Annotated in this window: 27 protein-coding genes; 25 read left to right on the top strand and 2 right to left on the bottom strand. The window is 69.0% G+C overall.

From position 1 onward, the window contains the following. Positions 1-7 precede the first annotated feature (7 nt). The 22 genes from mlaD (at position 8) to tatC (ending at position 15011) form a co-directional block, all read left to right on the top strand. Positions 8-496, top strand: coding sequence for an outer membrane lipid asymmetry maintenance protein MlaD (mlaD, locus tag DY262_RS07825; RefSeq protein WP_116958372.1), 489 nt, complete (start codon positions 8-10; stop codon positions 494-496). Between the two features lie 30 nt (positions 497-526). Further along, positions 527-1252, top strand: coding sequence for an MlaA family lipoprotein (locus DY262_RS07820; RefSeq protein WP_116958371.1), 726 nt, complete (start codon positions 527-529; stop codon positions 1250-1252). A 122-nt stretch (positions 1253-1374) separates the two neighbouring features. After that, on the top strand, positions 1375-2007 hold the full coding sequence (locus DY262_RS07815) for an MlaC/ttg2D family ABC transporter substrate-binding protein (RefSeq protein ID WP_181936443.1): 633 nt from the start codon (positions 1375-1377) through the stop codon (positions 2005-2007). Beyond that, the gene (locus DY262_RS07810) at positions 2007-2279 is read left to right on the top strand and encodes an STAS domain-containing protein (protein ID WP_116958369.1); all 273 of its coding nucleotides are present in this window, start codon (positions 2007-2009) and stop codon (positions 2277-2279) included. The genes DY262_RS07815 and DY262_RS07810 overlap by 1 nt, the downstream gene beginning before the upstream one ends. Before the next feature lie 114 nt (positions 2280-2393). Next, positions 2394-3341 carry an ABC transporter ATP-binding protein gene (locus tag DY262_RS07805; protein ID WP_116958368.1) on the top strand — a complete coding sequence of 316 codons (948 nt, stop codon included), beginning with the start codon at positions 2394-2396 and terminating at the stop codon, positions 3339-3341. Beyond that, positions 3338-4093, top strand: a complete 756-nt coding sequence (locus tag DY262_RS07800) for an ABC transporter permease (protein WP_070399147.1) — start codon at positions 3338-3340, stop codon at positions 4091-4093. Before DY262_RS07805 ends, DY262_RS07800 begins: the two co-directional genes overlap by 4 nt. A gap of 4 nt (positions 4094-4097) precedes the next feature. Beyond that, on the top strand, positions 4098-4337 hold the full coding sequence (locus DY262_RS07795; protein ID WP_070399146.1) for a BolA family protein: 240 nt from the start codon (positions 4098-4100) through the stop codon (positions 4335-4337). Between the two features lie 4 nt (positions 4338-4341). Continuing rightward, positions 4342-5622 (top strand): UDP-N-acetylglucosamine 1-carboxyvinyltransferase, encoded by a 1281-nt coding sequence (gene murA, locus DY262_RS07790; RefSeq protein WP_116958367.1) that lies wholly within the window; start codon positions 4342-4344, stop codon positions 5620-5622. Beyond that, positions 5619-6275: an ATP phosphoribosyltransferase gene (hisG, locus tag DY262_RS07785; RefSeq protein WP_116958366.1), complete on the top strand. Its 657-nt coding sequence runs from the start codon at positions 5619-5621 to the stop codon at positions 6273-6275. The genes murA and hisG overlap by 4 nt, the downstream gene beginning before the upstream one ends. Beyond that, positions 6272-7678, top strand: coding sequence for a histidinol dehydrogenase (hisD, locus tag DY262_RS07780; protein ID WP_116958365.1), 1407 nt, complete (start codon positions 6272-6274; stop codon positions 7676-7678). The genes hisG and hisD overlap by 4 nt, the downstream gene beginning before the upstream one ends. Next, positions 7675-8775: a histidinol-phosphate transaminase gene (gene hisC / locus DY262_RS07775; RefSeq protein WP_116958364.1), complete on the top strand. Its 1101-nt coding sequence runs from the start codon at positions 7675-7677 to the stop codon at positions 8773-8775. The genes hisD and hisC overlap by 4 nt, the downstream gene beginning before the upstream one ends. Next, on the top strand, positions 8772-9401 hold the full coding sequence (gene hisB, locus DY262_RS07770) for an imidazoleglycerol-phosphate dehydratase HisB (protein ID WP_116958363.1): 630 nt from the start codon (positions 8772-8774) through the stop codon (positions 9399-9401). The genes hisC and hisB overlap by 4 nt, the downstream gene beginning before the upstream one ends. 19 nt (positions 9402-9420) lie before the next feature. After that, positions 9421-10080: an imidazole glycerol phosphate synthase subunit HisH gene (gene hisH / locus DY262_RS07765; protein ID WP_116958362.1), complete on the top strand. Its 660-nt coding sequence runs from the start codon at positions 9421-9423 to the stop codon at positions 10078-10080. A gap of 27 nt (positions 10081-10107) precedes the next feature. Beyond that, positions 10108-10848, top strand: a complete 741-nt coding sequence (hisA, locus tag DY262_RS07760; protein ID WP_116958361.1) for a 1-(5-phosphoribosyl)-5-[(5-phosphoribosylamino)methylideneamino]imidazole-4-carboxamide isomerase — start codon at positions 10108-10110, stop codon at positions 10846-10848. An 87-nt stretch (positions 10849-10935) separates the two neighbouring features. Next, on the top strand, positions 10936-11697 hold the full coding sequence (gene hisF / locus DY262_RS07755) for an imidazole glycerol phosphate synthase subunit HisF (protein WP_116958360.1): 762 nt from the start codon (positions 10936-10938) through the stop codon (positions 11695-11697). Continuing rightward, positions 11697-12086, top strand: coding sequence for a phosphoribosyl-AMP cyclohydrolase (gene hisI, locus DY262_RS07750; protein ID WP_116958359.1), 390 nt, complete (start codon positions 11697-11699; stop codon positions 12084-12086). The genes hisF and hisI overlap by 1 nt, the downstream gene beginning before the upstream one ends. A 64-nt stretch (positions 12087-12150) precedes the next feature. After that, positions 12151-12519 carry a phosphoribosyl-ATP diphosphatase gene (locus tag DY262_RS07745; protein WP_116958358.1) on the top strand — a complete coding sequence of 123 codons (369 nt, stop codon included), beginning with the start codon at positions 12151-12153 and terminating at the stop codon, positions 12517-12519. 4 nt (positions 12520-12523) lie between these two features. Next, entirely contained in the window at positions 12524-12913 is a 390-nt protein-coding gene (locus tag DY262_RS07740; RefSeq protein WP_116958357.1) for a DUF4870 family protein, read from the top strand. Between the two features lie 12 nt (positions 12914-12925). Beyond that, on the top strand, positions 12926-13288 hold the full coding sequence (locus DY262_RS07735) for a histidine triad nucleotide-binding protein (RefSeq protein WP_116958356.1): 363 nt from the start codon (positions 12926-12928) through the stop codon (positions 13286-13288). A gap of 106 nt (positions 13289-13394) precedes the next feature. Beyond that, positions 13395-13634: a Sec-independent protein translocase subunit TatA gene (gene tatA, locus DY262_RS07730; RefSeq protein ID WP_116958355.1), complete on the top strand. Its 240-nt coding sequence runs from the start codon at positions 13395-13397 to the stop codon at positions 13632-13634. Between the two features lie 79 nt (positions 13635-13713). Then, positions 13714-14214 carry a Sec-independent protein translocase protein TatB gene (gene tatB, locus DY262_RS07725; RefSeq protein WP_070399133.1) on the top strand — a complete coding sequence of 167 codons (501 nt, stop codon included), beginning with the start codon at positions 13714-13716 and terminating at the stop codon, positions 14212-14214. Beyond that, on the top strand, positions 14214-15011 hold the full coding sequence (gene tatC / locus DY262_RS07720) for a twin-arginine translocase subunit TatC (protein ID WP_116958354.1): 798 nt from the start codon (positions 14214-14216) through the stop codon (positions 15009-15011). The genes tatB and tatC overlap by 1 nt, the downstream gene beginning before the upstream one ends. 27 nt (positions 15012-15038) lie before the next feature. Here tatC and DY262_RS07715 read toward each other — a convergent pair whose 3' ends face one another. Then, positions 15039-16193, bottom strand: a complete 1155-nt coding sequence (locus DY262_RS07715) for a Do family serine endopeptidase (RefSeq protein ID WP_116958353.1) — start codon at positions 16191-16193, stop codon at positions 15039-15041. Between the two features lie 104 nt (positions 16194-16297). Between DY262_RS07715 and DY262_RS07710 the strand changes: the two genes are divergently transcribed. Next, positions 16298-17053, top strand: a complete 756-nt coding sequence (locus DY262_RS07710; RefSeq protein ID WP_116958352.1) for a Nif3-like dinuclear metal center hexameric protein — start codon at positions 16298-16300, stop codon at positions 17051-17053. Next, positions 17053-18099, top strand: coding sequence for a 4-hydroxythreonine-4-phosphate dehydrogenase PdxA (gene pdxA / locus DY262_RS07705; RefSeq protein WP_116958351.1), 1047 nt, complete (start codon positions 17053-17055; stop codon positions 18097-18099). Before DY262_RS07710 ends, pdxA begins: the two co-directional genes overlap by 1 nt. On the opposite strand, the gene mscL is transcribed toward pdxA, so the two are convergent. Continuing rightward, a complete protein-coding gene (gene mscL, locus DY262_RS07700; RefSeq protein WP_116958350.1) occupies positions 18089-18520 on the bottom strand; it encodes a large conductance mechanosensitive channel protein MscL in 432 nt (143 codons plus the stop codon). The genes pdxA and mscL overlap by 11 nt on opposite strands. A gap of 163 nt (positions 18521-18683) precedes the next feature. Here mscL and petA point away from each other — a divergent pair, with 163 nt between their 5' ends. Further along, the gene (gene petA, locus DY262_RS07695) at positions 18684-19301 is read left to right on the top strand and encodes a ubiquinol-cytochrome c reductase iron-sulfur subunit (RefSeq protein WP_070399129.1); all 618 of its coding nucleotides are present in this window, start codon (positions 18684-18686) and stop codon (positions 19299-19301) included. The last annotated feature ends 45 nt before the right edge of the window (positions 19302-19346 follow it).

Genomic DNA, 19346 nt, shown 5'->3' with positions numbered 1-19346 from the left:
AAAGACCATGACCTCTTCCAAGAACGATTTCTGGGTTGGCCTGTTCGTGCTCATTGGCGGCGCGGCCATCCTGTTTCTCGCGCTGCAGTCGGCCAACCTGCTGCAGATCAGCTTCGAGCCCACCTACCGGGTCACGGCGCGTTTTGACAACGCGGGCGGCCTGAAGACCGGCGCGGCCGTGCGCTCGGCCGGGGTGGTGGTGGGGCGGGTCGAGACCATCGGTTTCGACGACAAGACCTTCCAGGCCAGCGTCGGCTTGACGCTGCAGAAGCGCTACGCCTTCCCGCGCGACAGCTCCATGAAGATCCTCACCAGCGGCCTGCTCGGCGAGCAGTACGTGGGCATCGAGCCCGGCGGCGACCCGGAAAACCTGGCCGATGGCGCCCTGGTCACCCAGACGCAGTCGGCCCTGGTGCTGGAAAACCTGATCGGCCAGTTCCTGTTCAGTCGTGCGGCCGAAGGTGGTGAGAAGAAGTCCGAACCCGGCGCCCAATAAATAAAGAGCAGTCCACGACTGGGAGACCCCATGACCCCCGCACGTTCCACCCCCCGCCCCGCGCTGGCGGTGGCCGCCGCCCTGGTGCTGCTGGCCGGCTGCGCCACCGGCCCCGATGCCGACCCGAAGGACCCGCTGGAGCCCCTGAACCGCGGCGTCTACCGCTTCAACGATGCGATCGACACGGCGGTGCTCAAGCCCGTGGCCACGGCCTACGTCGACATCACGCCCAGCCCGGTGCGCACGGGGGTCAACAACTTCTTCGGCAACCTGGGCGACCTGTGGTCCGCCGTCAACGCCGGCCTGCAGCTGCGCCCGCGCGAAACCGCCGACAACCTGCTGCGTTTCGGCGTCAACACCGTGCTGGGCTTGGGCGGTTTGCTCGACATCGCCGGTGAGGCCGGCATTCCGCGCACGCGCATCGACTTCGGCCAGACCCTGGGCCGCTGGGGCGTGCCGCCGGGCGCCTACGTGGTGTTGCCGTTCTTCGGCCCGTCCACCGTGCGCGACACCGGTGGCCTGGTGGTGGACTGGGAGGGCGATCTGGTGGACCATGTCAACCACATTCCCACGCGCAATTCCCTCTATGCCTTGCGCGTGGTGGATACGCGCGCCGGCCTGCTGCGCGCTGGCGAGTTGTTCGAAGGCGCCGCGCTCGACAAGTACAGCCTCATGCGCGACTTCTACCTGGGCCGCCGTCAGCGTCAGATCGACGACATGATCGACAAAGGCATTGGCACGGGCGATGGGGAATAGGGCGATAGTGGGCGCTTGCTGCTGAAACGCCTCGTCACGATCCCTCGCGAACCCGTCACATTCGACGGGCGCCGCCTCGCCACAATGCGGGCTCACGGGCCACAAGCCCGGAAAGGACTTTCATGATTCTTCTGCACCGACGTTCCTGGCTGGCCGGCATCGCGCTGGCCCTGACCGCCTTCACCTTGCCCGCCCGCGCCGCCGAGGCCCCCGACGCCATGGTCAAGCGCCTGTCCACCGAGGTGCTCGACCTGATCAAGGCCGATCCCGCCATCAAGGCCGGCAACATCGACCGCATCATGGCCGTGGTGGACGAAAAGATCATGCCGAACGTGAATTTCACGCGCATGACCGCTTCCGCCGTGGGCCGCCATTGGCGCCAGGCCACGCCCGAGCAGCAGCAGCGCCTGCAGGCGGAATTCAAGGCCCTGCTGGTGCGCACCTATTCTGGCGCCCTGAGCGAGGTGCGCGACCAGACCCTCAGCTTCAAGCCCCTGCGCATGCAGCCCGGTGACACCGAGGTGGTGGTGCGCTCCGAGGTGCGTGGCCGCGGCGAGCCCATCCAGCTCGACTACCGCATGGAAAAGGCCGGCGATGGCTGGAAGATCTACGACCTGAACGTACTGGGCCTGTGGCTGGTGGAGACCTACCGCACCCAGTTCGCCCAGGAGATCAATGCCAAGGGCATCGACGGCCTGATCCAGACCCTGGCGCAGCGCAACAAGGCCGGCGGTACCACCGCCAAAACCAACTGATGGGCGAGGCCCGCCTGCCCGAGCGGCTGACGACAGCGGAGGCCGCGGCCACGCTGGACGGCCTGCGCCGCGCGCTGGCCGCGCAGCCGGGGGGCGCCTTCACGGTCGACGCCGGCGGGCTGCGCAGCTTCGACTCGTCCGCGGTGGCCCTGCTGCTGGAGTTGCGGCGCGAGGCCCAGCGCGCCGGGCGCTCGCTGAGCGTGACCCACTGGCCGCCGCGCCTGCGCGATCTGGTCGCCGCCTACGGCGTGCAGGAACTGCTGCCCGCCTGAACCGTTGCCGGGGCACCCCTTCGCCAGCGCGGGCGAGGGCCCAGCCGTAGAATCCCCCGTTCCCCGCCCGCCACGGATGTCCCGTGCCTCGGGCCGGATTCGCGGTAGCTGCGCATGCCAGCCGTCTCATTCCAGAACGTATCCAAAACCTACGCCACCTCGCGTGGCGACCTGCACGCCCTGCGTTCGGTCAGTTTCGACATCGAGCCGGGTGAATTCTTCGGTCTGCTGGGCCCCAACGGCGCGGGCAAGACCACGCTCATCAGCATCCTGGCCGGCCTGGCGCGTGCCACCGAGGGCCGCATCACCGTGCACGGCCACGACGTGCAGACCGACTACCAGGCCGCGCGCCGCCAGCTCGGCGTCGTGCCGCAGGAACTGGTGTTCGACCCCTTCTTCAATGTGCGCGAGGCGCTGCGCATCCAGTCGGGCTACTTCGGCATCCGCCACAACGACGACTGGATCGACGAGCTGCTCAGTGGTCTGGGCCTGGCCGACAAGGCCACGGCCAACATGCGCCAGCTTTCGGGTGGCATGAAGCGGCGCGTGCTGATCGCCCAGGCGCTGGTGCACAAGCCGTCCGTCATCGTGCTCGACGAGCCCACCGCCGGCGTGGACGTGGAACTGCGCCAGACGCTGTGGCAGTTTGTCTCGGGCCTGAACAAGCGCCTGGGCAGCACCGTGCTGCTGACCACCCACTACCTGGAAGAGGCCGAGGCCCTGTGCAGCCGCATCGCCATGCTCAAGCTGGGGCAGGTGGTGGCGCTGGAGTCCACCTCGGCCCTGCTGGCGCGCGCCGCGGCCAACGTGCTGCGCTTCAAGACCGACACAGCCCTGCCGGCCGACATCGCGGCGCAGGCGCGCATCACGGGCCGCGTGGTGCAACTGCCCGCGCTGGACGCGCGCGCCGTGGAGCACGTGCTGTCGCGCCTGCGCGAGGCCGGCGTCATGCCCGAGGACATCGAGGTGCGCAAGGCCGACCTGGAGGACGTGTTCCTCGATCTCACGGGCAGCGGCGCATCGGCGATCCCCGCCCAACAGGCGCTGAAGGCATCGGTATGACTGGCTGGCAAACGCTTTTCTACAAAGAGGTGCTGCGCTTCTGGAAGGTCGCTTTCCAGACCGTGGCCGCACCCGTCATCACCGCCTTGCTGTACCTGGCGGTGTTCGCGCACGTGCTCGAGGGTCGGGCCGTGGTTTATGGCGAGGTGAGCTACACCGCCTTCCTGGTGCCGGGCCTGGTGATGATGAGCGTGCTGCAGAACGCCTTCGCCAACAGCAGTTCGTCGCTCATCCAGAGCAAGATCATGGGCAGCCTGGTGTTCCTGCTGCTCACGCCGCTGTCGCACCGCGCCTGGTTCGTGGCCTACGTGGGCTCGTCCATGGTGCGCGGCCTCGCCGTGGGCCTGGGCGTGCTGATCGTGGCCTGGTTGTTCGCGCAGCCCGGTTTCGTGGCGCCGCTGTGGATCCTGGTGTTTGGCGTGCTGGGTGCCGCGCTGATGGGCACGCTGGGGCTGATCGCCGGCCTGTGGGCCGAGAAGTTCGACCAGATGGCCGCGTTCCAGAACTTCATCATCATGCCCATGACCTTCCTGTCGGGCGTGTTCTACTCGATCCATTCCCTGCCGGCGTTCTGGCAGAGCGTGAGCCACCTCAACCCCTTCTTCTACATGATCGACGGCTTCCGCTACGGCTTTTTCGGCCGCAGCGACGTCTCGCCCTGGCTGAGCCTGGCGCTGGTGGGCGGAGCCCTGCTGGCGGTCAGCGCCCTGGCCCTGCACCTGCTCAAGACCGGCTACAAGGTCCGCCACTGATCCCATGACCGCCGAACAACTGCAATCCCTCATCGCCGGGGGCCTGGCCTGCCATCACATCGAGGTGACGGGCGACGGCCGCCACTGGTCCGCGGTCATCGTGTCGCCGGCTTTCGAAGGCAAGCGCCTGATCCAGCGCCACCAGGCCGTCTACGCCACGCTGGGCCAGCGCATGCACACCGACGAAGTGCACGCGCTGTCGATGCAGACCCTCACCCCCGCCGAATGGGCGGCCCAACACTGACACCATGGACAAACTGCTGATCCGCGGCGGCCGCAAGCTCAGCGGCGAGGTGCCGATTTCTGGCGCCAAGAACGCCGCGCTGCCCGAACTGTGTGCGGCCCTGCTCACCGAGGAGGCCGTGACGCTGACCAACGTGCCGCGCCTGCGCGACGTGGCCACCATGCGCCAGCTGCTCAACAACATGGGCGTGCGCACCGACACGCTGGGCGAGCGCGGGGGCATCCGCTTGCAGGCGCCGGACGGTCTGAACCCCGAGGCGCCGTACGACCTGGTGAAGACCATGCGCGCCTCGGTGCTGGTGCTGGGGCCGCTGCTGGCGCGCTTCGGGCGCGCGCGCGTCTCGCTGCCCGGCGGCTGCGCCATCGGCTCGCGCCCGGTCGACCAGCACATCAAGGGCATGCAGGCCATGGGCGCGGAGATCGTGGTCGAGCACGGCTACATGGTGGCGCGCCTGCCCCAGGGCCGCTCGCGCCTGCACGGCGCGCGCATCGCCACCGACATGGTCACTGTCACCGGCACCGAGAACTTCCTGATGGCCGCGGCCCTGGCCGAGGGCGAGACCCTGCTGGAGAACGCCGCCCAGGAGCCCGAGGTGACCGACCTCGCCGAGATGCTGATCCGCATGGGCGCGAAGATCGAAGGCCACGGCACCAGCCGCATCCACGTGCAGGGCGTGGACCGCCTGCGCGGCTGCGACCACCAGGTGGTGGCCGACCGCATCGAGGCCGGCACCTTCCTGTGCGCGGTGGCCGCCACCGGCGGCGACGTGCTGCTGCGTTGCGGCCGCGCCGACCACCTCGACGCGGTGATCGACAAGCTCACCGAGGCGGGCGCGGAGATCGAGGCGGGCGCCAACGCGGCCGGGCCTTTCATCCGCATCCGCGCCTCGGGCCGCATGAAGGCGCAGAGCTTCCGCACCACCGAGTACCCGGGCTTTCCCACCGACATGCAGGCGCAGTTCATGACCGTCAACTGCATCGCCGAGGGCACCAGCAAGGTGACCGAAACCATCTTCGAGAACCGCTTCATGCACGTGAACGAGCTGGTGCGCCTGGGCGCGCGCATCCAGACCGAGGGCAAGGTGGCGATGGTGGAGGGGGTGCCGCGCCTGTCCGGCGCCACCGTGATGGCCACCGACCTGCGCGCCTCGGCCAGCCTGGTGATCGCCGGCCTGGTGGCCGAGGGCGAGACCACCGTCGACCGCATCTACCACCTGGACCGCGGCTACGACCAGATGGAAGTGAAGCTGCGCGCCATCGGCGCCGACATCGAGCGCGTCAAATGAGCCCGTCCATCACGCTTGCCCTGTCCAAAGGCCGCATCTTCGACGAGACCCTGCCGCTGCTGCGCGCGGCCGGCATCGAGGTGCTCGAAGACCCCGAGAAGTCGCGCAAGCTCATCCTGCCCACCAGCCAGGCCGACGTGCGCGTGGTGCTGGTGCGCGCCACCGACGTGCCCACCTACGTGGAGCACGGCGGCGCCGATCTCGGCGTGACCGGCAAGGACACGCTGATCGAACACGGCGGCCAGGGCCTGTACCAGCCGCTGGACCTGAACATCGCGCGCTGCCGCGTCAGCGTGGCCGTGCGGGCCGACTTCGACTACGCCTCGGCCGTGCGCCAGGGCTCGCGCCTGCGTGTGGCCACCAAGTACACCGCCATCGCGCGCGAGTTCTTCGCCAGCAAGGGCGTGCACGTGGACCTGATCAAGCTCTACGGCAGCATGGAACTGGCCCCGCTCACCGGCCTGGCCGACGCCATCGTGGACCTGGTGTCCACCGGCAATACGCTCAAGGCCAACAACCTGATCGAGGTCGAACGCATCATGGACATCAGCTCGCGCCTGGTGGTCAACCAGGCCGCGCTCAAGCTCAAGCAGGCGCGGCTGCGCCCGCTCATCGACGCCTTCGCCCGGGCCGTGGAGCCCGCCACCGCATGACCCTGACCGCCCAGCCCCTTCGCCTGTCCACCACTCAGCCCGATTTCGAGGCGCGCTTTGCCGAGCGCCTGCATTGGTCGAGCGAGACGGACCACGCGATCGAGCAGCGGGTGGCCGACATCCTGGCCGACGTGCGCCAGCGCGGCGACGCGGCCGTGCTGGAGTACACCGCGCGCTTCGACGGCCTGCAGGCCAGCGGCGTGGACAAGCTCGAACTCAGCCAGGCCGATTTCAAGGCCGCCTTCGACGCCTTGCCCGCCGCCCAGCGCGAAGCCCTGCAGTCCGCGGCCGCGCGCGTGCGGCGCTACCACGAGGCGCAGAAGAAGGCCAACGGCGAGAGCTGGAGCTACCGAGACGAGGACGGCACCCTGCTCGGCCAGAAGGTCACGCCGCTGGACCGCGTGGGCATCTACGTGCCCGGCGGCAAGGCGGCCTACCCGTCCAGCCTGATCATGAACGCCGTGCCCGCGCACGTGGCCGGCGTGCCCGAGATCGTCATGGTGGTGCCCACGCCCGTGCGCGGCAGCGTGGCGACCGGTGGCGTGGAAGGCGGCAGCGGCGCCGCCACCGCCACGCGCGGCGAGCGCAACGAACTCGTGCTGGCGGCGGCCCACGTGGCCGGCGTCACGCGCGCTTTCACCATCGGCGGCGCCCAGGCCGTGGCCGCGCTGGCCTACGGCACCGCCACCGTGCCCAAGGTCGACAAGATCACCGGTCCGGGCAACGCCTACGTGGCCAGCGCCAAGAAGCGCGTCTTCGGCACCGTGGGCATCGACATGATCGCCGGCCCGAGCGAGATCCTGGTATTGGCCGACGGCAGCACGCCGGCCGACTGGGTGGCCATGGACCTGTTCAGCCAGGCCGAACACGACGAGCTCGCGCAGAGCATCCTGCTGTGCCCGGACGCGGCCTACATCGAGGCCGTGATGGCCGCGATCCACCGCCTGCTGCCCACCATGCCGCGCGCGGCCATCATCGCCAAGAGCCTCAACGACCGCGGCGCGCTGATCCTCACGCGCGACATGGACGAGGCCTGCGCCATCAGCAACCGCATCGCGCCCGAGCACCTGGAGGTGTCCAGCGCCGAGCCGCACCGCTGGGAACCGCTGCTCAAGCACGCGGGCGCCATCTTCCTGGGCGCCTACACCAGCGAAAGCCTGGGCGACTACTGCGCCGGCCCCAACCACGTGCTGCCCACCAGCGGCACCGCGCGCTTTTCCTCGCCGCTGGGTGTGTACGACTTCCAGAAGCGCAGCAGCCTGATCGAGGTGAGCGAGCGGGGCGCGCAGACCCTGGGCACCGTGGCCGCCGAACTGGCCTACGGCGAAGGTCTGCAGGCGCACGCGCGCGCCGCCGAACTCCGCCTGCCCACCGTACCCCCGATGCGAGGCGATCCCCGATGAACAGCCCCGTGAACCCCAACCCGCTCGCGCGCATCCGCCAGGACATCCAGTCCATGCAGGCCTACGCCATCCAGGAATCGGCCGGCCTGGTCAAGCTGGACGCGATGGAGAACCCCTTCCCCCTGCCGCCCGAGCTGCAGGCCGAGCTGGGTCGGCGCCTGGGCGCCGTGGCCATCAACCGCTACCCTGGTGCGCGCATCGACGAACTCAAGCGCGCGCTGGAGCGCTACGTGGACCTGCCCGCCGGCCACGCGCTGATGCTGGGCAATGGCTCCGACGAGCTGATCTCCCTGCTGGCCATGGGCTGCGACCTGCCCGGCGCCAGCCTGCTGGCCCCGCTGCCCGGCTTCGTGATGTACGCCATGAGCGCGCAATTGCAGGGCCTGGCCTTCCACGGCGTGCCGCTCACCGCCGACTTCGCGCTCGACGAGGCCGCCATGCGGGCCGCGATGCGCGCGCACCAGCCCGCCATCACCTACCTGGCGTACCCGAACAACCCAACGGCCAACCGCTTCGACCCGGACGTCATGCGCCGCCTCATCGCCGAGGCCGCCCGCTTCGGCGGGCTGGTGGTGGTGGACGAGGCCTACCAGCCGTTCTCCAGCCACACCTGGCTGGACGAGATGCGCGCCCGGCCCGAGGCCAACGCGCACGTGCTGCTCATGCGCACGCTCTCCAAGTTCGGCCTGGCCGGCGTGCGCATCGGCTACCTGCTGGGCCCGGCGGCCCTCGTGCACGAGTTCGACAAGCTGCGCCCGCCCTACAACGTGAGCGTGCTCAACGCCGAGTGCGCGCTGTTTGCGCTGGAGCACGCCGAGGTGTTCGCCCAGCAAGCGGGTGTGATCCGCGAGCAGCGCGACGCGCTGATGGCCGCGCTGGCCCGCCTGCCCAAGGTTCAGGCCTTTGCCAGCGAGGCCAACATGGTGCTGGTGCGGGTACCCGACGCGCAGCGCGCCTTCGATGGCCTCAAGGCACGCGGCTTGCTGGTGAAGAATGTTTCTAAAATGCACCCGCTGCTGGCCCAGTGCCTGCGGCTCACCGTGGGTACCCCCGACGAGAATGCCCGGCTCATCCAGGCCCTGCAGACCGCCATATGACCTCCACCACGCCCACTTTCCCCACGCCGGGTCCCGGTGACCGCGCCGCCCAGGTGCAGCGCAATACCAACGAAACGCAGATCGGCGTGCGCATCAACCTGGACGGCAGCGGCGTCGCCGTGCTGTCCACCGGCATTGGTTTCTTCGACCACATGCTCGACCAGATCGCGCGCCACGGCCTGATCGATCTGGAGATCATCGCCAAGGGCGACCTGCACATCGATGGCCACCACACCGTGGAAGACGTGGGCATCAGCCTGGGCCAGGCCTTCGCCAAGGCCGTGGGCGACAAGAAGGGCATTCGCCGCTACGGCCACGCTTACGTGCCTCTCGACGAGGCGCTCTCGCGGGTGGTGATCGACTTCTCCGGTCGCCCTGGCCTGCACATGCGCGTGCCCTTCAAGGCCGGCATGATCGGCGCCTTCGACACCCAGCTCACCTACGAGTTTTTCCAGGGCTTCGTGAACCACGCTGGCGTCACGCTGCACGTGGACAACCTGCACGGTGAGAACGCGCACCACCAGGCCGAGACGGTGTTCAAGGCCTTCGCGCGCGCCGTGCGTTTCGCCCTCGAGCGCGATCCCCGCCTGGGCGACGTGATCCCCTCCACCAAAGGTTCGCTCTGAACCCGTTCCCTTCCCCGTGATGAAAGCCAGGACGGTCGCCGTCGTCGACTACGAGAGCGGCAATCTGCGTTCGGTGTCGCAGGCCGTGCTGCACGCCGCGCGCGGCAGCGGTGTGGAAGTGGTCGTGACCCAGCGCGCCGAGGATGTGATGGCCGCCGAGCGCGTGGTGCTGCCTGGCCAGGGCCACATGGGCGACTGCATGCGCGCGCTCGCGGCCTCGGGCCTGAAGGACGCGGTGCTGCACGCCTGCGCGCACAAGCCGCTGTTCGGCGTTTGCGTGGGCATGCAGATGCTGCTGGACCGCAGCGACGAAGGGCCCACCGAGGGCCTGGGCCTGATCCCCGGACGGGTGGTGCGTTTCGAGCTGGAAGGCCAGCGCCAGCCCGACGGCAGCCGCTACAAAGTGCCGCAGATGGGCTGGAACCGGGTGTTCCACGACCTGGGACGCGGCGTGCACCCCTTGTGGGCGGGCATTGCCGACGGGGCCTACTTCTACTTCGTGCACAGCTACTACGCGCGGCCCGAGCGGCCCGAGCACGTGGTCGGCGAAGCGGACTACGGCGGCCGCTTTGCAGCTGCGGTGTCGCGCGCTAACATTTTTGCGACCCAGTTTCACCCCGAAAAGAGCGCGGACCAAGGTCTCGCGCTCTACCGCAACTTCCTCCACTGGAACCCCTGAGCCGCGCACCCGCGCCTGCCCAAGACCATGCTGCTGATTCCCGCCATCGACCTCAAGGACGGCCACTGCGTTCGCCTCAAACAGGGCGACATGGACCAATCCACGGTGTTCAGTGACGACCCGGCCGCCATGGCGCGCAACTGGGTCGACAAAGGCGCGCGCCGCGTGCACCTGGTCGACCTGAACGGCGCCTTCGCGGGCAAGCCGAAGAACGAGCAGGCCATCCGCGCCATCCTCAAGGAGATCGGCAGCGAGGTGGATGTGCAGCTCGGCGGCGGCATCCGCGACCTCGACACCATCGAGCGCTACCTGGACGCCGGCCTGCGCTACGTGATCATCGGCACCGCGGCGGTGAAGAATCCCGGCTTCCTGCAGGACGCCTGCACGGCCTTCGGCGGCCACATCATCGTGGGCCTGGACGCCAAGGACGGCAAGGTCGCCACCGACGGCTGGAGCAAGCTCACCGGCCACGAGGTGGTCGACCTGGCGAAGAAGTTCGAAGACTACGGCGTCGAATCCGTCATCTACACCGACATCGGGCGCGATGGCATGCTCAGCGGCATCAATATCGAGGCCACGGTCAAGCTGGCGCAGTCCCTGTCCATCCCGGTCATCGCCTCGGGGGGGCTGTCCAAGCTCGACGACATCCGCCAGCTCTGCGCGGTGGAAGACGAAGGCGTGGAGGGCGTGATCTGCGGCCGCTCCATCTACAGCGGCGACCTCGATTTCGAGGCCGCGCAGCAGCTCGCGGACGAACTGAATGGCTAATTTGCGCCCCCACGCTCATCCCTTCGTGTGTTCGCTGCCCCCCGAGGGGGGGCGGCCTTGCGGGGGGCGGCCCGGCGCCGTGGCCTGATGCTCGCCAAACGCATCATCCCCTGCCTGGACGTCACCGGCGGCCGTGTCGTCAAAGGCGTGAACTTCGTCGAACTGAGGGACGCGGGCGACCCGGTGGAAATCGCGGCGCGCTACAACGAGCAGGGCGCCGACGAGCTCACCTTCCTCGACATCACCGCCACCAGCGACGGCCGCGACCTGATCCTGCCCATCATCGAAGCGGTGGCCTCTCAGGTCTTCATACCGCTCACCGTGGGCGGCGGCGTGCGCACGGTGGAAGACGTGCGCCGCCTGCTCAACGCGGGCGCCGACAAGACCAGCTTCAACTCGGCGGCCATCGCCAACCCGCAGGTCATCCGCGACGCCTCCGACAAGTACGGCGCGCAGTGCATCGTGGTCGCCATCGACGCCAAGTGCCGCGCCGACGGCCAGGGCTGGGACGTCTACAGCCACGGTGGGCGCAAGAACACCGGGCTCGACGCCGTGGCCTGGGCCAGGCAGATGGCCGATTTCGGCGCCGGCGAGATCCTGCTCACCAGCATGGACCGCGATGGCACCAAGTCGGGTTTCGATCTGGCGCTCACGCGCGCCGTGGCCGACGCGGTGAGCGTGCCCGTCATCGCCTCCGGCGGCGTGGGCAACCTGGACCATCTGGCCGACGGCGTGCAGCAGGGCGGCGCCGACGCGGTGCTGGCCGCCAGCATCTTCCACTATGGCGAATACACGGTCGCGCAGGCCAAGGCCCGCATGGCCGAGCGCGGCATTCCGGTGAGGTTGTGATGGACTGGCTCGACGCCGTGAAATGGGACGAGCAGGGCCTGGTGCCCGTGATCGCGCAGGAAGCCGCCACCGGCGACGTGCTGATGTTCGCCTGGATGAACCGCGAAGCCCTGCACAAGACCGCCGAGCTGGGCCGGGCGGTGTACTACAGCCGCTCGCGCCGCAAGCTCTGGTTCAAGGGCGAGGAGTCCGGCCACGTGCAGACCGTGCACGACATCCGCCTGGACTGCGACAACGACGTGGTGCTGCTCAAGGTCACGCAGCTGGGGCACGAGCCGGGCATCGCCTGCCACACCGGCCGACACAGCTGCTTCTTCCAGCGCCACGAGAACGGCCAATGGGTCACCGTGGAGCCGGTCTTGAAAGACCCGGAATCCATCTACAAATAGGCATGAGCGACGCACGGCCGTCCGACGTCGCTCGCACCGCAGCGCGCTGCGCGGAGGTATCCAATTGACCAGCACCGACGACCTGGCCCGTCTGGCCGCCGTGATCGAGAGCCGCAAGCCCGCGAACGGCGGTGATCCCGAGAAAAGCTACGTCGCGCGCCTGCTGCACAAGGGCCCCGAGGCCTTCCTCAAGAAAATCGGCGAGGAAGCGACCGAGGCCGTGATGGCCGCCAAGGACCTGGAGCACGGCGGCAGCGACCGCCAGAAGCTGGTGAACGAAACGGCCGACCTCTGGTTCCACAGCATGATCGCCCTGGCCCATTTCGGGCTCGGGCCGTCCGACGTGGTGGCCGAGCTGGTGCGCCGCGAAGGTCTGAGTGGCCTGGAAGAAAAAGCCCTGCGCAAGGTGCGCGAACGCGAAGCGAAGGAGTGATGCCATGAGCGACGTGATCGACGTGGAAACCACCGACAACGAGAAAGCCCAGTCGCTCAAGAGCGTGGGCTGGCTCAGCTACATCCTGCACCTCATCGTGGCGGTCGGCGCGGTGCTGCCCTCGGCGCAGCCGGGCATCGCGCTGCTCATCGTGGCGCTGATCATCGACCTGGTGAAGCAAGGCGAGGCCGCCGGCACCTGGCAGGCCAGCCACTTCTCCTGGCGCATCCGCTCGGTCATCTGGGCCGCCATCCTGTACGTGGTGACGATCCCCCTCTGGCTGCTGCTCTTCGTGCCCGGCTGGATCGCCTGGTGCCTGATCTCGATCTGGTTTCTCTACCGCATCGTCAAGGGCATGGTGAACATGAACGCCAACCGCCCCATGCCGCAATAAGCCCACCGACCCATGAGCGCACACGACCCGAACTGCATCTTCTGCAAGATCGTCGCCGGCCAGATCCCGTCCCGCAAGGTCTACGAGGACGATGAGGTGTTCGCCTTCCACGACATCAATCCCTGGGCGCCGGTGCATTTCCTCATGGTGCCCAAGGCGCATATCCCCTCCATGGCCCAGGTCGGGCCCGAGCACGAGCGCCTGATGGGCCGCCTGCTCACCCTGGCCCCCAGGCTGGCGATGGAGCAGGGCTGCAACCCTTATCCCGAAGGCGGATTCCGCATCGTGTGCAACACGGGCCAGGAGGGTGGACAGGAAGTCCACCACCTGCACCTGCACGTCATCGGCGGCCCCCGCCCCTGGGTGCGGGGCTGATCCCTGTGGCCCGCGGTGTCATGCCGGGATGGCCGGTTGGACCCCGGGTGGCGGCTTAGAATCCCAGGATTGCGCGCGCGCTCACCCCACCTCTCTGGAGATTGACATGGGTACGTTTTCCATCTGGCACTGGCTCATCGTGCTGCTCATCGTGGTCATGGTGTTCGGGACCAAGAAACTCAAGAACATCGGCTCCGACCTCGGCGGCGCCGTCAAGGGCTTCAAGGACGGCATGAAGGAAGGCGGCCAGAACCCCGCCGACACGGCCGCTCCCACGGCCCAGGTCACGCAGAACAGCTCTGCGGACAAGGGCACCATCGACGTCGAAGCCAAGCAAAAGAGCTGAGGCGCCTCGCCCGCGCCCCTTCCTGGCCCGTGATCCCCACGGGCGCACCGGGCGGGGCCGCTGGCGCAGCGGCTGATCCATGATCGACCTCGGCATATCCAAGCTCGCGCTCATCGGGGCAGTGGCGCTCGTCGTCATCGGCCCCGAGAAGCTGCCGCGTGTGGCACGCACCGTGGGTGCGCTGCTGGGCAAGGCCCAGCGCTACGTGGCCGACGTCAAGGCCGAGGTCAACCGGTCCATGGAGCTCGAAGAGCTCAAGAAGATGAAGGACTCCGTGGAGACCGCGGCGCGCGACGTGCAGTCTTCCGTGGAGTCCGGTGCCAGCGATTTCGAGAAATCCTGGTCGGATGCCACCGCCGGCCTCGACAACGAACCCCTGCGCGAGCCCACCGAGGCGGACGCCATGAACGCCATCGGGCAAGGGGTGTACCCGGTCTACCGACACCCGAAGAAGAACTTCCGCCTGAAGCAGAAGGCCGTGCCGCAGTGGTTCAAGGCGCGCACGGGCGTGCGCACCCGCACCCAGTCGGGCGCCGCGCGCGTGGCGCGTTTCCGGCCCCGCCCGTCCAGCAAGCCCTGATGTCCAACAAGCCCGATTCCGACGACGAGCTGGCCGGTACCGAACAGCCTTTCGTGCAGCACCTGATGGAGCTGCGCGACCGCCTGATCTACAGCATCATCGGCCTGGCCGTGTGCATGGCCGCGCTGGCCCTGTGGCCCGGCCCCAGCGGCCTCATCGACCTGATCGCCATTCCCATCCGCGCCCACATGCCGCCCGAGGCGCGGCTGATCGCCGTGGGCGTGTTCTCGCCGTTCTTCGTGCCGCTGAAGGTGCTGGCCATGGCGGCGGTGCTGCTGTCGCTGCCCTGGTGGATGTACCAGCTCTGGTCCTTCATCGCGCCGGGCCTGTACAGCCACGAGAAGCGTTTCGCCGTGCCGCTGATCACCCTGGGCAGCCTGCTGGCCTACGCGGGCATTGCGTTCGTGCAGTTCTTCGTGCTCGACAAGATGTTCGGCTTCATCCAGAAGTTCACGCCGGCCAGCGTGGCCGCCACGCCCGACATCGCTTCCTACGTCGAGGCGATTCTGGGCCTGTACCTGGCGTTCGGCCTGGCGTTCCAGGTGCCCATCGTGGTGGTGCTGCTGGTGAAGATGGGCATGGTGTCGGTGCAGAAGCTGCGGGATTTCCGCGGCTACTTCATCGTCGGCGCCTTCATCGTCGCCGCCATCGTCACGCCGCCCGACGTGATCTCGCAGCTGGCGCTGGCGGTGCCCATGATCGTGCTGTACGAAGCCGGTATCTGGGGCGCGCAGCTGTTCGTCAAGCGCACGCAGGCCGAGGGCGAAGAGGCCAGCGACGAGAAGACCGCGTCCTGACGGCGGACGCGGCGCAGGCCAGGGGCCTCAGCGGCGGTTGATGGTCTGCTGCGCGATGTTGCGCCGGCCGGGCGTCACGTCGATCTGCATCGACGCTTCGCGGCGCAGCACGTCGAGCCGGGCCTTCTCGCCCGGCGGCAGCGCCGCCACGGCCGCCAGCAGCTGCGGCACGTTCTTCACTTCCTGGCCTTTGACGGCCGTGATCACGTCGCCCGGGCGAATGCCGGCCTGGGCCGCCGGGCCGTTCTGCAGCACGCCGGTGATGATGACGCCGCTGCGCCGGCCCACGCCGAAGCTCTCGGCGAGTTCGGGCGTGAGGTCCTGCGGCTCCACGCCGATCCAGCCGCGCGTGACCTTGCCCTCCTTGACGATGGCCTCCATCACGCTGCGCGCGGTGGACGTGGGGATGGCGAAGCCGATGCCCATGGAGCCGCCCGAGCGCGAGTAGATGGCGGTGTTGATGCCCATCAGGTGCCCCTGCACGTCGACCAGGGCGCCGCCCGAGTTGCCGGGGTTGATGGCCGCGTCGGTCTGGATGAAATTCTCGAAGGTGTTGATGCCGAGCTGGGTGCGGCCCAGGGCGCTGACGATGCCGCTGGTGACGGTCTGGCCCACGCCGAAGGGGTTGCCGATCGCCAGCACGGGATCGCCGACCTGCAGGCCGTCGGAGTTGCCCAGGGTGATGACGGGGAGGTCGGGCAGCTCGATCTTGAGCACCGCGAGATCGGTCTCGGGGTCGGTGCCGATCACCTTGGCGGCGGCCTGGCGGCCGTCGTTCAGGCTGACCTGGATCTCGTCGGCTTCCTCGACCACGTGGTTGTTGGTGAGCACGTAGCCGGCGGGGCTGACGATCACGCCCGAGCCCAGGCCAGTCTGCGGCTGGCTGTTGGCCTGGTCGCCGAAGAAGAAGCGGAACCAGGGGTCGACGCTGTGCGGGTTGTTGGCCGGCGCCTTGCTGGTGTTGATGCTCACCACTGGCGGCGAGGCGGTCTTGGCGGCGGCGCGCAGGCTCACGGTGCCTGGGTCGGCCGCGGCGGGCGCGCTGGACGGCGCTTCGAACACCGGCACCACCGAGGGCAGCGAGCGCCGGCCCAACCACTGCGGCTGCAGCGTGGCCACCACGAAGAACACCGCCACCAGCACGGTGACGGTTTGGGCAAACACGAGCCAGAGTCGTTTCATGGAAAAGTCGGCGGAGGAAAGAGTGGAATTGTCCCGCATTCGGCTGAGGGGTATGTGGCTGTCAGAATGCCGCTTTTCAAGCCGCCGCGCGCAGGCTTCCCCCCATGAGCACCACCCGAGACACCCTGGTTCACGCCTTTGAGGCCTTGCTGCAGCCCGCGCCGTTCAAGGACTACGGGCCCAATGGCCTGCAGGTGGAGGGGCGGGCGCAGGTTCGCCGCCTGATCAGCGGCGTCACCGCCAGCCTGGCGCTGATCGAGGCCGCGATCGAGGTGCAGGCCGACGCCATCTTCGTGCACCACGGGCTGTTCTGGCGCGGCCAGGACGGGCGGGTCACCGGCTGGATGAAGCAGCGCCTGTCGCGCCTGCTGGCGCACGACATCAACCTGATCGCCTACCACCTGCCGCTGGACGCTCACCCCACGCTGGGCAACAACGCGCAACTCGCCCGGGTGCTGGACATCGCGCTGGAGGACGGCGTGCGCTTCGGCGACCAATCGCTTGGCTTCGTGGGGCAGCGCCCCGCAGCACCGGCCGAGGCGCTGGCGGCCCATGTGGAACAGGCCCTGGGGCGGCCGGTGACGCTGGTGGCGCCGCCGGGCCACACGGTGCGCCGCATCGGCCTGTGCACGGGCGGGGCCCAGGGCTATTTCGAGGCCGCCATCGCGGCCGGTGCCGACGCCTTCATCACCGGCGAGATCTCCGAGCCCCAGGCCCACTACGCCCGCGAATGCGGCGTGGCCTACCTGGCCTGCGGGCACCACGCCAGCGAGCGCTATGGCGCCCCCGCCGTCGCCGCCCACGTGGCCTCGGCGCTGGGCCTCGAGCACCGCTTCATCGACATTCCCAACCCCGCGTGATGGCGAAGCGCCCGGTCCTGATCAGCATGGGCGATCCCGCGGGCATCGGCCCCGAAATCGTCTGGCGCGCCTTGCGCGAGCGGCCCGCGCTGCGGCGCGAGGTGGTGGTGGTGGGCGACATGGCCTGCCTGCGGCGCGCGGCGCGGTTGGGCGTGGTGCCCGACTCGGCCGAGAGGGGGCTGGTGCTGGCCGAGCTGGAAGAACCCGCCGAATGGGCCGGGCTGCCGCCCGGCGCCGTGGGCGTGTGGCAGGCGGGAGACGCGCTGGTGCCACCGGCCTGGGGCCAGGTGAGCGCGGCGGCGGGCCGGGCGGCGGCGGCGGCCATTCGCCAGGGGACCCAGGCGGCGCTGGACGGCCGGGCGCGCGCCCTGGTCACGGCACCCATCCACAAGGAGGCGCTGGCGGCGGCCGGTGAACCTTACCCCGGCCACACCGAGCTGCTGCAGGCCCTCGCGGCGCGGCACCAGGGCGTGCCCGCGGCGGCATTGCCGGTGCGCATGATGCTCAGCGCGCCCGGCCTGGCCACGGTGCTGGTGAGCATCCACGTCTCGCTGCGCGAGGCCCTGGCCGCGGTGACGACCGACGGTGTGCTGGAGACCATCCGCATCACCGACGCGCATTTCCGCCGCGCCGGCCTGGCCCAGCCCCGCGTTGCGGTGGCTGGGCTGAACCCGCACGCGGGGGAGGGTGGGTTGTTCGGGCGCGAAGAGATCGAAGCGATCGCGCCTGCTGTGCGGGCGGCGCGCGCCCAGGGCATCGCGGCCAGCGGGCCGCACCCGCCGGACACGGTGTTCATGCGGGCGCGCCAGGGCGCCTTCGACGTGGTCGTGGCGATGTACCACGACCAGGGGCTCATTCCCGTGAAGCTGCTGGGCCTGGAACACGGCGTGAACACCACCCTGGGCCTGCCGTTCGTGCGCACCAGCCCGGACCATGGCACGGCGTTCGACATCGCCGGCAGCGGGCGCGCCAGCGCGGACAGCCTGCTGGCAGCCATCGACGCCGCGCTGGCCGCCGCCCCGGAGGGCGGGGGCCTTACTTCTTGAGGCTGTCGCGGATTTCGCGCAGCAGGACGATGTCCTCGGGCGGCGCGGCGGGCGCTGCGGGGGGCGCCGGCGGGGTTTCGCGCTTGAGGCGGTTGACCTGCTTGATCATCAGGAAAATGATGAACGCCAGGATGAGGAAGTTGATGGCCACGGTGATGAAGCTGCCATACGCCAGCACCGGCACGCCAGCCTGTTTCATGGCCGCCAGGGTGCGGGCCGTGCCCTCCGGTGCCGTGCCCAGCACCAGGAACAGGTTGCTGAAGTCGAGCTTGCCGAACACCAGGCCCACCACCGGCATGATCACGTCGTCCACCAGTGAGCCGACGATCTTGCCGAAGGCGCCGCCGATGATCACGCCCACGGCCAGATCGATGACATTGCCCTTGACGGCGAACTCCTTGAACTCCTGCATCATGCCCATGTGCCTTCTCCGGGGGGGTAGTGGTCGGGCGCGCATTGTCACACGCGAATTCCGGCGCGCCCCGGTGGTGGGCCCCGGGCAAAACCCGGCTGGACCCTTGACATGGTCCAGTACAATGCCGGGTTGTCCCTGATTCCCCTCCCGCAAGACGAGAAAGTCCCCCATGAGTGAAGCTCCCGCCAACCAAGGCAAGGCCGCTGTGGACAACAGTCGCCGGACCTGGCTGATCACCTCCTGCGCCATGGGTGGCGTGGGTGCCGCGGCTGTCGCCGTGCCCTTCGTGAGTTCCTTCCAGCCTTCCGAGCGCGCCAAGGCCGCGGGCGCGGCGGTTCAGGTGGACGTCTCCACCATTGCCCCGGGCGAGAAGCGCATCGTGGAATGGCGGGGCAAGCCGGTGTGGGTGATGCGCCGCACGCCCGAGCAGCTGGCGACGCTGGAGAAGGACGAGGCCCAGCTGGCCGATCCGAAGTCCGAGCGCACCGCGTTCCCCACGCCCGAGTACGCCAAGAACCGCACCCGCTCGATCAAGCCCGAAATCCTCGTGGCCATCGGCATCTGCACCCACCTCGGCTGCTCGCCTGGCGACAAGTTCACGCCCGGCCCGCAGCCCTCGCTGCCGGACAACTGGCTGGGTGGCTTCCTCTGCGCCTGCCACGGTTCGACGTTCGATCTGGCCGGCCGCGTGTTCCAGAACAAGCCCGCGCCCGACAACCTCGAGATCCCGCCGCATTACTACGTCTCCGACAACATGCTGCTGATCGGCGAGGAAAAGCCGGCCTGAGGCCGCGCCATCGAGCCTGAACACCCACGGAACATCGAGGCACGC

The organism is Hydrogenophaga borbori (assembly GCF_003417535.1).
GTDB lineage: Bacteria > Pseudomonadota > Gammaproteobacteria > Burkholderiales > Burkholderiaceae_C > Hydrogenophaga > Hydrogenophaga borbori.
The sequence above is the reverse complement of the archived record's forward strand: the minus strand, read 5'-3'. Positions and strand labels throughout refer to the sequence as shown.